Genomic DNA, 13010 nt, shown 5'->3' on the forward strand with positions numbered 1-13010 from the left:
TCGGGCTCAATGAAGACCTGCGCGGTGGCCGTGCGTTCTGTACTCAGGGACGGGCTCGAACACCCCAGCGGCTACCAAACTGCACGGGCCGGTCTGGCTACCTTTACGGCAGTCAAACTCTACCGCGACGGTCTGGATGGAAGATACAAGCCGCTGCGCGGCATCAGGCCGCGCCGATTTCATGCGCTGCGGGCTGTGGTGGGCTGATGCGCTGCGTACCTGTCTGGGACGCGCCCGTGCGCCTGCTGCACTGGGGCATGGTCACGGCCGTGGCGGTGGCCTGGTGGAGCCGCAGCGACACCGGGCCGCTGCACGAGCGCGTGGGCTACGCGGTCATCGCGCTGCTGGCGGCGCGGCTGGCCTGGGGCTTTTGCGGTAGTCATTACGCGCGCTTTGCGCAGTTCGTGCGCGCGCCGCGCGCCACGCTGGCCTACGCGCGCGCGGCGCTGGCCGGCCAAGCGCCGCGCTACATCGGTCACAACCCGCTGGGCGGCTGGATGGTGCTGGCGCTGCTGGCCAACCTGTCTCTGCTGGGCTTCACCGGCTGGCTACAGACCACCGACATGTTCTGGGGCTACGCCTGGCTCGCCTACCTGCACAAATACCTGGGCTGGGCGCTGCTGGCGCTGGTCGCGCTGCACGTGGGCGGCATGCTGTGGACCAGCTGGGCGCACCGCGAAAACCTGGCACGCGCCATGGTCACGGGCGGCAAGGCACCGCCGGGCCCGCACGACGTGGCCTGAAGCTTCAGTGCTTGAACTGCTTGTCGCAGCCCGTCACATGGTTGCGGCTGCTGGACATGCACTGGTAGAACGCGCGCTTGTTGCCCGATGCCGACTGGCAGTCCGCCACGCTGTAGCGGCCCTTGGCCTCGCGGATCTTGGGCGCCACCTTGTCGAAGTCGGCCTGCGCCATGTAGCCGTCGCGCACGTTCTTCTGGCCCACCTCCAGCATCGTGCTGGCTTGGCCGTGGATGTTGGCGACGGCGCCCGTGCAGTTCAGCGGCACGGTCTGCGAGTCCACCGTGCCCAGCGCCTTCTGCAGGCCTTCGCCGAACTCCTGCGCGTCCTTGGGGATCTTCTTGGTGCCGTCGGCGTTGTAGCGCGGTTCCGCCGCGCGGTTGGGCGCGCTTGCGCCGTGCAGCTTCATCGGCTCGGCGTCCTGCTGGCTGGCCGGGGGCTGGCCGCCGTAGTGGGTCCGGCCCTCGGCATCGACCCATTTGTACACCGGCTGCGCCTGCGCGCCGATGCATGCCAGCAGCGCGGCGGCAGCCACGGTTTTCCAATCGCGCAGGTGCATCGCGCCTCCAGGGAATCAGTAGGAAATCGGCCTCTAGCGCTTGCCAGGAAAGCGCCAGCAGCTCTCAATAAAATAGCATCAAGGCAGGTCCCGGCTCGGGTCGGGCGTGGACGCATCGCGCGGCCCCACCGTGCCCAGGCGGCTCTTGAGCGACTGCGGCTGGCCCGTGAGCAGCGCGGCGTAGGTGGTGGTGTTGGCCAACACCTTCTTCACGTAGTCGCGCGTTTCGCTGAAGGGCACGTTCTCGGCCCAGATGGCGGCGTCCAGCACCGGGCCGTTGCGCCAGTTGCGCGGGCGGCCCGGCCCGGCGTTGTAGGCCGCGGCGGCCAGCGGCATGGAGCCGGCGAAGTCGTCCAGCGCCAGCTTGAGGTAGGCCGTGCCGATGGTGATGTTGGTGTCGCGGTCGTTGATCTGGTCGGGCGTGAAGCCGGCCAGGCCGATCTTGCGCGCCGTCCAGCGTGCGGTGGCGGGCATCACCTGCATCAGGCCCGAGGCGCCGACGCCCGAGCGCGCGTCCATGATGAAGCGGCTTTCCTGGCGGATCAGGCCATACACATAGGCCGGGTCGAGCCCGATGCCCTGGGCGCGCGCCACCACCGCGCTGCGGTAGGGCATGGGAAAGCGCTGCGCCATGTCCACCACGGCGCGCGTGCGCTCGCTGGTGTTGATGCAGCGGTCCCACACCTGCTGCGCGCAGGCGAAGTCGGCGGCGGCGAGCAGCTCGCGGTCGGTCATGCCGCCGCTTTGGTGCAGGTTGGTGGTGTAGTTCCACTCGCGCACGCCTTCGCTGCGCAGGCCGAGCAAAATGGCGTACAGCCCCCGGTTCAGCCCCGGGTTGGCGCGCGCGGCGGCCTTTTCCTCGGCGGTGAGCGGCGCGGGCGCGGGTGGCACGGTGATCGGCTGGCCCAGCTCCTCCAACGCGAGCTGCTCATAAAAGCCGCGCGGGCTGGCGATACCCTCCAGCAGCTGGCGCGCCTGCTGGCGCTCGGCTTCGCCGGGGTGGCTGGCGAGCAGGGCACGCGCCTTCCAGTACACCCAGGTGCTGTCCTGGCGTGCCTCGGGGGTCATCGCGTCGATGGCCTTGCGCACCGTCTGCCACTGTCCGGCGCGCAGCGCGGCGCGGGCCTTCCAGGCCAGGTGTTCGTCGGACAGGTCGGTGTCCCGGGCCACCTTGCCGAAGTAGACCAGCGCGTCTTCCGACAGGCGCTGCGCGGCCTGCTTGCCGATCACGCCCCAGACCCAGTGGCGCTCCTCGGGCGCGAGCTGCGTGCTCCACGTGCCCTCCAGCAGGCGGGCGGCGGCCTCGTGGTCGCTGGTGGCGAGCTTGGTGAGCGCGAGCGTGGCCAGTTCCTGGCGCACCTTGCCTGCGGACGTAGCGCGGCCCTTGGCGTCGCGCCCCAGCAGGAAACGCGTGGGCGAGGCCTGCAGCTGCGCCAGGCCGGGCAGCGCGTCGCTGGCGACGATGGCCACGGCGTTGCGCGCGGCGCGGCCGCGGTTGGCCTCGATGGCCAGGCGCGCCTTGCGCCACACGTCCTGGGCGCTGAGCTTCTTCTCGCCATAGAGCTGGTCGGCGGCATGGGTACAGCCGTCGTCGGCGTCGCGCTGGGCGTACCACAGGCGGCGCACCTCCTCGGCCATTTGCGGCGGCGCGCTGCCCTGCAGCAGATCGACGTACAGCGCGTAGCAACGCACCTCGCGGTCGTCGCCCATGCGGTAGTGCGGGTGCAGCTCGGCAAAGCGCGCCCAGTCGCGGCGCTGGCCCAGCAGCAGCAGCCAGTCGTTGCGCAGGCGGTCTTCCTGGTAGGTGCCGGCGTAGCGCGTGAAAAAATCCTGCAGCTCCTGCGGCTGCGCTTCGTCCAGGCGCGCGCGCAGCTCCCAGTAGGCGGCCCAGGGCTCCAGCACATGGCCGCGCGCGGCCGGCAGCAGCTGCGTGAGCTTCTTGCGGTCACCCTTGCGGTACGCCTGCTGCATTTCCAGCAGGGTATCGTCGCCCGAGTTTTGCGCCTGCGCAGGCAGCGCCGCCATGGCGAGCAGGGCCGAGGCCGCCAGGGGTGTCAGAATCTTCGTCCATTGCATGAGGGAATTATGTGATGGACAAAGTCGCCCTGCGCCGCCAATTGATAGAGCAACGTCTGAATCTGCCCGACCGCCTGGGGCGCGCCGACGCGCTGCAGCGCGTGATGCGCCTGTGGCTGCTAAACCAGGCCGACACGGTGATTGGCGCTTACTGGCCGATCAAGGGCGAGTTCGACCCGCTGCCCGCACTGCACCGCTGGAAGGAAGACGGCGAGCTGCTGGACGAACCCCAGCGCCGCCGCATCGGCCTGCCGGTGATCAACAAGCAGCACAAAACGCTCACCTTCCACGCCTGGTACCCCGGCTGCGAGATGGAGGAGGACGCCTACGGCATCCCCAAGCCCAAGGACACCGAGCTGATCGTGCCCACACTGCTGTTCGTGCCTTGCGTGGGCTACGGCCCGGGCGGCTACCGGCTGGGGTATGGTGGCGGCTTCTACGACCGCACCCTGGCCAGCTTGCAGCCGCGCCCGGTCACGGTGGGCCTGGGCTACACCGTGGGCTACCTGGACGACTTCGAGCCCGAGGCGCACGACCAGCCGCTGGACGCCATCCTGAACGACAACGGTGTGGTCTGGCCGGTGTAGGTTTGAAAAAACCATAGCTGCTAGCGCTTGATACACAAGACTTTCGCGGTGTTTTGTACCGCAAAAGCTTTTGCAGAAAGCGCTAGTAGCTCCTTTTTCAATAGCACCACAGCGCAAGGAAACGCCATGCTCCAGCTCTACATCGGTAACAAGAACTACTCGTCCTGGTCCATGCGCCCCTGGGTGCTGCTGCGCCAGGCGGGCATCGCCTTTGAGGAAAAGCCTGTGCGCTTCGACAGCTTCGCGCCCGGCTCGCAGTTCAAGGCACAGCTCGCGGGCCTGTCGCCCACGGGCAAGGTGCCGGTGCTGGTCGATGACGGCCTGGTGCTTTGGGACAGCCTGGCCATCGCCGAATACCTGGCCGAGAAGTACCCCGACAAGCAGCTGTGGCCGGCGGACCGCGCCGCCCGCGCGACGGCACGCAGCGTGGTGGCCGAGATGCACAGCGGCTTCACCGCGCTGCGCAGCGCCTGCGGCATGAACATCGAGGCGCATCTGCCCGAAACCGGCGCGCTGATCTGGCGCGACAACGCGGGCGTGCGCGCCGACGTGCAGCGCCTGGTGGCCATGTGGAGTGCGCTGCTGCAGCAACACGGCGGCCCGATGCTGTTCGGCGCATTCAGCATTGCCGACGCCTTCTACGCCCCGGTGTGCATGCGCCTGACCACCTTCGCGCTGCCGGTGCCGCAGCCTATCGCCGACTACGTGCGGCGCGTGCAGGCGCTGCCGGGCGTGAAGGACTGGATCGACGGCGCGCTGGCGGAGGCAGACTTCCGCGAATTCGAGGAGCCGTACCGGCTACGGCGCTGAGCACGCCGGGGCGCGCTCAGTCTGCAGACGCACTCGGCCTGAATTGCTTGCGCAGGAACGGCTTGTGCCGCGCAATGTGCGCCATCTGCGCTGCGGCGATGGAGCCGCCCAGGTCTTCGCCGTCGCCATTGAGCACATCGTTGGCGTAAGCCATGGCGCGTGCCACCACCTCGGCTTCGCTCAGCCCCTGCGCCTCGGCCAGATCCAGCGCCACGCGGCGCATGGCGCGCTGGGACAGCACCCACATCGCACCAAAGGCATCCCACGCAGCGGCGGCCTGCTTGAACCGGTCGCGGTCGGCCAGGATTTCGCTCAGCGGCTTGGCCAGAACCTCCTCCAGATCCGCCACCTGGGCCTGCAGGGCTTCCAGCTGCGCTTCGCGCTGCAAGGCATCCGCCGCTGCGTTGGCCTGCGCGTCGGGCGAAAGGGGCACAGGAACGCTGCCGTCGGGGTTCAACTGGGCGATCGTGAGCGAAGAGGCGATGGACATGGGGCTGCGACTATAACGGGACACCGTCTGCGTCGCTCACCGCACCGCCGGTCCCGCTGCCCAGCGCCACATCGGGCGACCGTATGATGTGCCATCGTTCTCCTCCTGCACTTCTTTCGCACACCCACCATGTCCCGCCCGCCCCCCACGCCAGCGCATCCAGCCAGCGGGTCGGTCGCCATGCAGGTGCGCACGGACAAGTTGCAGCTCCTGTTCCACCAGTCCTTTCTGGCCACATTTGGCAGTGTGGGAGGGGCGCTGGCGCTGTCCTGGTTGCAGCGCGACCTGGGCAACCACGAAGTCATCGTGCCGTGGCTCATCACGCTGTGCGTGGCGGGCATGGTTCGCCTGGGCCTGTTCTGGGCTTACAACCGCAGCGCCCTGCAATGCCGCACACCCGCCCGCTGGGAAAGCGTGTACTGGGCCACCCTGGTGTTCACGGCCGGGACCTGGGGCCTTGGCGCTTTTCTGCTCATGTCGCGCGACAACCTGCTATCGCAGGCTATCACCCTCTTTTTTGCCATCGGCATGGCCGGCAGCGCAATCTCGGCCTACTCGGCCTACCGCTCCATGACGCTCGTTGCCGTGGGTCTGGTGCTGCTGCCCACAACGCTGTGGCTGCTCACCGAGCCTGGCAGCGAACAACGGGTGCTGGCCTTCACCACCCTGGCGTTTTCCGCCTTCGTCGTGCGCGCGACCGGGGACTTGTCGGGCGCGCTGCAGTCGCTGCTGCGGCTGCGCCGTGAACTTGAAATTGAGCACCGCATTGCCAGCACCGCCGCCCGCACCGACGAGCTGACCGGGCTGAACAACCTGCGCGCCTTCAGGGAACAGGCCGACACGATGTTCACCGCCACCCGCCGCAACGGCTTGCCTCTGTGTGCCCTGCTGGTGGACATCGACCACTTCAAACAGATCAACGACACGCACGGCCATGCTGCGGGCGATCGGGTGCTGCAAGCCGTGGCACGCGGGCTCAAGACGGCGTTGCGCGAAGCCGACCTGTGCGGGCGCCTGGGGGCGAGGAGTTCGCGGTACTGCTCGCCGGCGCGGACTTGCACGCGGCCCTGCAGGTTGCAGAAAAGCTGCGCCTGGCTGTACAAGCCCTTGTGGTGCCGATCAACGACACCATGCTGCATGTCACCATCAGCATCGGGGTGGCCGAGGCGGGTGCGGCCTGTACGGACCTCACCACCCTGCTGGCCCAGGCCGATGCGGCCATGTACCACGCCAAATCCAATGGCCGTAACCGGGTGCACAGCGACTCCACCGCCGCCCACGGCCCATGCCACACGCTCCTCCACGAGGAAACGGATGCCAGCCGCAAGCAAGCCGGCAACAGCAGCACCTCGATAGAGGTTTCCACTTAAACCCTAAGGCCCCTTCGAAATCCGGCGTGTTTGAAGGCGACATCCACGCGCCGTCAGCGCCACAGATTCCTATGCACGAAATCATTTGCCCTCATTGCAAAAAAGCCTTCAAGATCGACGAGGCTGGCTATGCTGATATTCAAAAGCAGGTTCGTGACAGTGAGTTCGACAAGCAGCGCGAAGAGCTGGAAAAGCAGCTGCACGAGCGGCTGCAACTGGCGGAGCAGGAGAAGCGCAACGCGGTCGCGCTCGAACGAGCCAGGATGGCCGGTGAGTTGACGAGCAGCGCGGCAAGCAAGGACGCCGAAATACAGGACCTCAAAAATCAGCTGGAGGCCGCCGCATTGGCCAACCGGCTGGCATTGGCCCAGGCACTGAGCGGGCTGGAAAAGGAACGCGATGGGCTGCTCAACCAGCTGGCCCATGCACAAAGCGAGCAGCAAAGCGCCGAACAACTGGTCGCCGCGCGGCTGCAGGCTGAATTGGAGAAGACCGCTGCAGCCAAGGATGCGGAGATCCAGAGGCTCAAGGCCCAGCTGGACAGTGAAGCCGTGGCGCGCCAGCTGGCCGTGAACAACGCCATCAGCGATGCGCAGCGGCAGCGCGACGAGTTGGCGCAACAACTGCACCAGAGCCAGTTGGAACAAAGAGCCCAGGCTGCCTTGGCGCAGGCCCGGCTGGAAAGCGAACTGCAAAAGGCGGTGACCAGCAAAGAGCTGGAATTGCAGACTCTGAAATCTCAGCTGGACGCGGCGTCAGTCAGTCACCAACTGGCGCTCACGGAGGCCGTGGGCAAGGTGCAGCAAGAGCGCGACACGCTCAAGAACCACCTGGACCGCGCCGCACTGGAAAAGGAACTGGCCGAAAAATCACTCAAGGACAAGTACGAAACCCAGCTGAAGGATCGCGACGAGGCGATCGAGCGCCTGCGCGACATGAAGGCCAAGCTCTCGACCAAGATGGTGGGCGAGACCCTGGAGCAGCATTGCGAAATCGAGTTCAACCGCATTCGCGCCAGCGCTTTTCCGCGTGCTTACTTTGAGAAGGACAACGACGCTAGCCGCGGCAGCAAGGGCGACTTCATCTTCCGCGAGCATGACGAAGCGCAGACCGAGATCGTTTCCATCATGTTCGAGATGAAAAACGAGAACGACCAGACGGCCACCAAGAAAAAGAACGAAGACTTCTTCAAGGAGCTGGACAAGGACCGCACGGAAAAAGGCTGTGAATACGCGGTACTGGTCTCGCTGCTGGAACCCGACAATGAACTCTATAACAGCGGTATCGTCGATGTCTCGCACCGCTACCCCAAGATGTACGTGGTCCGGCCGCAGTTCTTCATCCCCATGATCACGCTGCTGCGCAATGCGGCGATGAACTCGCTGCGCTACAAGTCCGAGCTGGCCCTGGTGAAAGCGCAGAACGTGGACATCACGCGCTTCGAGGCGCAACTGGACGATTTCAAGACCGCGTTTGGCCGCAACTGGCGCCTGGCTTCTGATGGCTTCGAGGAGGCGGTTAAACGCATCGACGAAGCCATCAAGGACCTGGAAAAGACCAAGGATGCGCTCTACAAATCCGCCAACAATCTGCGCCTGGCCAACGACAAGGCCGAGGACCTTACCGTCAAGAAGCTGATACGTGGCAACCCCACCATGGCCGCCAAGTTTGCGGAGCTGAAGAGCGACGGCACCGCTGGGGCCGATTGACATGGCGTCAAAGGCCGGCAGCAACCCAATTGCCGCCGCCCAGGCCCAGGGCTTCAAAGGATTGCATTCAGCCTGCCGCGGACCTGCGGCCTGCCCCTCGCGGTTGCAAACCCTCGTTACGCAAAGGACTCTTCACGCCTCTTCGTGCCATAAGCCAGGGAGAGCGCCGCGCGCCAGCCACCGTCATGGAAAGGTGCACAGCAGCGCATCGAGACGGTGCCGGTCACGCTGTGTTGATCAATCGGCTGAGCGCTTTTTTACGATGGGGTTGGCGGTGAGGCCCTCGGCCGGATACGCCCGCATGAATTCGCGCGCTTTCTCCGGCTGGGCCGCGTTCAGCCAGGCGCCATACGCACCTTCGTTCAAAATCGCCAACATGCGCTTTTCGCTGCCCGGTTGACCGTAACGGTGCATCAGCGCGTGGCTGTTGGCGTTCACCGTGAGCAGGCAGAAACTAACGATCACCTCGCCCTCGGCACCGGTCCAACACTCCCATAGACCGGCGACGCCCATAGGCTTGCCGTCCACCCGCGCGACCCGCGTGGACACGGCTTTGCCGCTACGCCAGTCGTCCTGGTGAAACGCCATCATGGGCACGATGCAACGCTGCGCGCCCAGCCAAGCACCACGATAGTTGTTGGACGTGCTGGCGGCCTCCGAGCGCGCGTTGACCAGCTTGGACGAACGCAGTTTTGCATCCGAAGCGGATTTGACCCAGGACGGAACCAAGCCAAACTGCCCCACGACGAGCTCACGCCCGATCGCGCCTGGATACGGGTGTTCGGCGCTTTCGACCGAAGGCAATACTGGCTTATTGCGGATGAAAACACCTGGGCGGCGGGGCCAAACCTGGCGCCCCACCCCGGCGCCGCTGGGCGCGTCGACGTCAAAAATATCCCGGTACAGGTGGTCAGGATGCAGCGATTCGTATTGGGAGCTCATGGCGCGGATGGTAAGCACTCTGGCCCATCAAATATTCTGACCAATTAAAGTCGTAAACATCGCTGTGCACGATCCAACTGGTACCGGAATCGAAAGCATGCACTGTCGCCCCATGGCGGGGCCACGTTAAAGGGCAAGAACGCCCGGCTGTGCCGTTCTTCAACCGAAGCAGGGTACGCTCGGACGCGATGCACCCACACGACAGTCTCTCGACCTCTTGTCTTGCCGCACCCCATGCCGTCTCCCGCCTGCGCGCCGAGCGCCTGGCGCGCAGCAGTAAACCATTTTTGGCGCGGGGTGGCCCCAAAGGTGAGCGCTGCCCTGGCTGCCGCCTGGTGCCCAGCCACTGCCTGTGCGGTGTCCGGCCAGTGGTTCCAACGCACGCGGGGGTGTGCTTGTTGATGGCCGATATAGAGCCCCTCAAGCCAAGCAATACTGGCTGGCTGATTGCTGACGTGGTGCCCGACACCTTTGCCTTTGGCTGGGCGCGTACCGAGGTGGCCCCCGGGTTGTTGGCGCTTCTGGCCGACCCGCAGTGGGAGCCGCTGGTGGTGTTCCCGGGCGAGTTCGCACAGGCCGAACGGGTGGTGACGACGATGAGCGACTGCGCACCAGGCGGCCCGGCCAATGCCAAACGCCCTTTGTTGGTGCTGCTGGACGCCACATGGCCCGAGGCACGCAAGATGTTCCGCAAAAGCCCCTATCTGAACCACCTGCCTGTTTTGAGTCTGGCGCCCGAGCAGGTGTCACGCTATGTGCTGCGCCACTCCAGGCGTGGCGACCATTTCTGCACCGCCGAGGTGGCCGCACTGTGCCTGGAACTGACGGGCGACGCCCATGCTGCGCTGACGCTGGATGCCTATCTGGACGTGTTCACCCACCACTACCTGCAGGCGAAACACCAGTTGCCACCGCAGTGGGAGGGGGAGGCACACCAGCGCCTGCGGGCTCTGGCACGAGGAGCGGAGGCATTGGCGGTGACTCCAACAAATAAAGTCCGTCGGTACCGGCCCAGCTAAGTCGTTGATCCTTCTATCTCAAAGCCACGGCGGAAAGTCCGTCGGAAACTCTGAGATCTGCGCGACGTCGATAGCTGACACAAATAGAGTCCGTCGGAACCTCGACGGCGCTCAGATTCGACGGGTAGCATCGCGCTCAGTCAAGGCTGAGCCTCCTCGAAAGCCTTTTGTGGAGGCTCGGCTATCGCCTCGACTTGGTTGAAGAGATGCTGGGTGGGGCACTCCGGCCAGCCACTTGGCGCGATGGCAGCGTCGCGACCTCGCGCGACGAACTGAAGCGCCCCTTATCCACGAACAGGGCCAGAAGACCTTCGCGAGGTGGGCGAGCCCGCCCAGCGCTGCAATGAAGGCGACGGACAGGCCGGAGATCACGACATTGAGGCGTATGAACCGTCCGGTGATCTCCCGGCGGAAATCGGTCAGTGCCGCCTCTTGCGTTTGCTGAGACGCCTGCATGCTGGAGAGCTGGCCGCGCATTGCCGCGGTCACTTGCTACGTGGGATTGATCGCTTGCTTGATCTCAGAGAACTGCGTCAACACCAGGCACCGTTCTACAGCGACATAAGTCGACCATCGATCGATACTGAACTGATGGTGACTTATTGCATGAGCATCCATGGGATTGAAGGCGACCTGCCGATGAACTCAGCGACGGAGGAAGCGCTCTGCCTGGTCGTCCAGGCGCTCCTTCACGCGCTCCCAGTCAGGGAAGTGCCTCGTCAACGTGGCATAGAAGCTCCGACTGTGGTTGTGATGTTTCAGATGGCAAAGCTCGTGGAGCAACACGTAGTCAATGCCCTCGCGCGGTGCAGCCACCAGCCAAGGGTTGAGGGTCAGTCGTCCCGACGGGGAACAGCTACCCCATTGGCGGGTCATGAACTGCAAGCGAAACGCCGGTGGTTGGCGAACCCACCTCAACGGCTCGGAGACGACCTTGAGGCGTGTCGCGAAGACCTCGCGAGCCCGTTCGCGATACCAAGCGTCGATACACGCGCGGATCTGATCGACGTCGTGGCAAGGCACACTCGCCACTACAAACGCTCCACGCAACTTTGCCTCGGCAGCGCTCGCCGGCTCGACCACGACTTTGAGCCGATACCGCTTGCCAAGGTAGTGGATGGACTCTCCGCTCACGTACTCGCGAGGCAACACATGCGCCATCCGCGCTTTGGCAGCAGCGACATGCTGACTGATCCAGCGCGAGCGCTTGCGCACTGCCGCCAGCACGTCGGCCAGCGGGGTTGCCGGTGGCGCGTCGACCTCCACGCGCCCATCTGGCTCGACATGGATCGCTACCCGCGAAACGACGCGTGTGGTTTGCCGGCGCAACGTGAACGCAATCTGCTCATCACCGTACGCCACACGATGCTGACCATCAAAACCTAGCGCGTCCACGATCACGCCTTGCTCAGGCCGATGCGAGTGATCTGGATGACTTGTTCCACCACCTGCTTGGCGTTGTCCAGCCCCAAGCTGCCAAACAGCAGTGGCAGCAGCCCTTTGCGGATCGCTGCCTCGATGTTCTGGGGGTTGAGCGAGTTTTCGGCGACTGCATCCTTGACCACGACATCGATCGCAAGGGACTGTTGCGCCAGGCGCTCAAGGGCTTGCGATTCCAACGCGGCGAAGCCGTCTTCACCAAGGACCAGCCGGATGGCCCCAAAGTAGGCCTTCGCATGTGGGTTGGTCGCCAGTTCATCCGGTGTACCTGGCGTCGCTCGCGATGCCACTTGTTCCTCGAACGACTTGAACAGGGCGTACTGCTTCAGCGGGTGCTCAAACATCGCCTCGGCCTCGGCAATCGCCTGCCGCAGCAATTCGCCGAACACCTTCTGGGCATACGGATCTCCAGCGAGTTCTTGCTCAATCGTCTTGCGCAGACGAGTGCGGATCATGTCCGTTTCGTTGCGCGCCTTTTCCTCCGACCAGTCCTCCGGCTTCTCCTGGCCCAGTTGGTGAACTAGATACACACCATCAGGCTCTCGTACTTCAGTGCCGATGACCTGCTTGTCCACCAGCTTGCGGATCTGCTCCTCGTAGACGCTGTAATCCACCGTCTCCATCGCATCTCGGCGAGCCGTTTGGCGCAGTTCGGTGAAGAAGCGAAGGTCACTCTTGTAGCGAGCGATCAGTTCCTCCAAGAAGCTCTTGTCCTCGAAGAAGCTCCGCGAGGACAGGGCCGTCTGAAGGCACAGGCCGAAAGCAGTGAGCGCGTCATAGAAGTCGTCGCGCAGCTTCTGTCGCTCGTCGTACTCGGTGCCATCAGCGTCCTTGACGAAGCGAGGGGCGAGCACCTGTCGGTACTGCTCGCGGTCCAGCTTGTTGGTGACCGTCTTGAAGAAGGACCAAAGCTGCTCATGAAGCGCAGGTAGACGCTTGTATTCGGTGCAGAACTGGTGGTAGAGCCCTTCGAGGTCCTGAACATCGAAGCCACCTTGCGTACGCGTCTCCAAGTCTTGATAGGCGCGAATGGCGGTGTCGAGCTCCTTCAGGATGCCGCGGTAGTCCACCAGCACGCCGTAGCGCTTGGCGTCGTGCAGGCGGTTCACCCGCGCTACCGAGGGTGTGCAGAATTTTGTGTAAACGGACAATCCACCGCCGGCGCGAGCCGGCCTGTCCGTAAGCACAATGAGCACCAAGAAACACGACGTACCCGAAGAACTGCTGTCTGGCCTGCTGGCTAACTACAAGAAGCCTGAAGACCTCAT

General features: G+C 64.7%; 12 protein-coding genes and 1 pseudogene. 7 read left to right on the forward strand and 6 right to left on the reverse strand.

Annotated elements, in window-relative coordinates; all coding sequences use genetic code 11:
• Positions 1-207: hypothetical protein (locus tag BN2503_RS21090; protein WP_233495120.1), on the forward strand; the 207-nt coding region annotated here is incomplete at its 5' end.
• A complete protein-coding gene (locus tag BN2503_RS17605; RefSeq protein WP_054257918.1) occupies positions 207-743 on the forward strand; it encodes a cytochrome b/b6 domain-containing protein in 537 nt (178 codons plus the stop codon). The genes BN2503_RS21090 and BN2503_RS17605, both read left to right, overlap by 1 nt.
• 4 nt (positions 744-747) lie before the next feature.
• Here the strand turns inward: BN2503_RS17605 and BN2503_RS17610 are convergent, their stop codons facing one another.
• Both BN2503_RS17610 and BN2503_RS17615 read right to left on the reverse strand, forming a co-directional pair.
• Positions 748-1299 carry a DUF4124 domain-containing protein gene (locus BN2503_RS17610; RefSeq protein WP_054257919.1) on the reverse strand — a complete coding sequence of 184 codons (552 nt, stop codon included), beginning with the start codon at positions 1297-1299 and terminating at the stop codon, positions 748-750.
• Positions 1300-1377: 78 nt separating this feature from the next.
• The gene (locus BN2503_RS17615) at positions 1378-3375 is read right to left on the reverse strand and encodes a lytic transglycosylase domain-containing protein (RefSeq protein ID WP_054257920.1); all 1998 of its coding nucleotides are present in this window, start codon (positions 3373-3375) and stop codon (positions 1378-1380) included.
• Between the two features lie 14 nt (positions 3376-3389).
• Here BN2503_RS17615 and BN2503_RS17620 point away from each other — a divergent pair, with 14 nt between their 5' ends.
• Positions 3390-3962: a 5-formyltetrahydrofolate cyclo-ligase gene (locus tag BN2503_RS17620; RefSeq protein ID WP_054257921.1), complete on the forward strand. Its 573-nt coding sequence runs from the start codon at positions 3390-3392 to the stop codon at positions 3960-3962.
• A gap of 126 nt (positions 3963-4088) precedes the next feature.
• Positions 4089-4772, forward strand: a complete 684-nt coding sequence (locus BN2503_RS17625; protein ID WP_054257922.1) for a glutathione S-transferase family protein — start codon at positions 4089-4091, stop codon at positions 4770-4772.
• A gap of 16 nt (positions 4773-4788) precedes the next feature.
• On the opposite strand, the gene BN2503_RS17630 is transcribed toward BN2503_RS17625, so the two are convergent.
• The gene (locus BN2503_RS17630) at positions 4789-5262 is read right to left on the reverse strand and encodes a hypothetical protein (RefSeq protein ID WP_054257923.1); all 474 of its coding nucleotides are present in this window, start codon (positions 5260-5262) and stop codon (positions 4789-4791) included.
• Positions 5263-6105: 843 nt separating this feature from the next.
• Here BN2503_RS17630 and BN2503_RS21395 point away from each other — a divergent pair.
• Positions 6106-6632: pseudogene (locus BN2503_RS21395) on the forward strand (GGDEF domain-containing protein).
• A gap of 71 nt (positions 6633-6703) precedes the next feature.
• Positions 6704-8341, forward strand: coding sequence for a DUF2130 domain-containing protein (locus BN2503_RS17640; RefSeq protein WP_082366664.1), 1638 nt, complete (start codon positions 6704-6706; stop codon positions 8339-8341).
• A 237-nt stretch (positions 8342-8578) separates the two neighbouring features.
• Here the strand turns inward: BN2503_RS17640 and BN2503_RS17645 are convergent, their stop codons facing one another.
• A complete protein-coding gene (locus BN2503_RS17645; RefSeq protein ID WP_054257925.1) occupies positions 8579-9283 on the reverse strand; it encodes an SOS response-associated peptidase in 705 nt (234 codons plus the stop codon).
• A gap of 188 nt (positions 9284-9471) precedes the next feature.
• On the opposite strand from BN2503_RS17645, the gene BN2503_RS17650 reads away from it, so the two are divergent.
• The gene (locus BN2503_RS17650; protein WP_054257926.1) at positions 9472-10302 is read left to right on the forward strand and encodes a tRNA-uridine aminocarboxypropyltransferase; all 831 of its coding nucleotides are present in this window, start codon (positions 9472-9474) and stop codon (positions 10300-10302) included.
• 645 nt (positions 10303-10947) lie between these two features.
• Here BN2503_RS17650 and BN2503_RS17655 read toward each other — a convergent pair.
• Positions 10948-11703 carry a M48 family metallopeptidase gene (locus BN2503_RS17655; protein ID WP_054257927.1) on the reverse strand — a complete coding sequence of 252 codons (756 nt, stop codon included), beginning with the start codon at positions 11701-11703 and terminating at the stop codon, positions 10948-10950.
• Positions 11700-12851, reverse strand: a complete 1152-nt coding sequence (locus BN2503_RS17660) for an HsdR family type I site-specific deoxyribonuclease (protein WP_233495121.1) — start codon at positions 12849-12851, stop codon at positions 11700-11702. The genes BN2503_RS17655 and BN2503_RS17660 overlap by 4 nt, the downstream gene beginning before the upstream one ends.
• Between the last annotated feature and the right edge of the window lie 159 nt (positions 12852-13010).

This window comes from Paenacidovorax caeni (assembly GCF_001298675.1).
Lineage (GTDB): Bacteria > Pseudomonadota > Gammaproteobacteria > Burkholderiales > Burkholderiaceae_C > Paenacidovorax > Paenacidovorax caeni.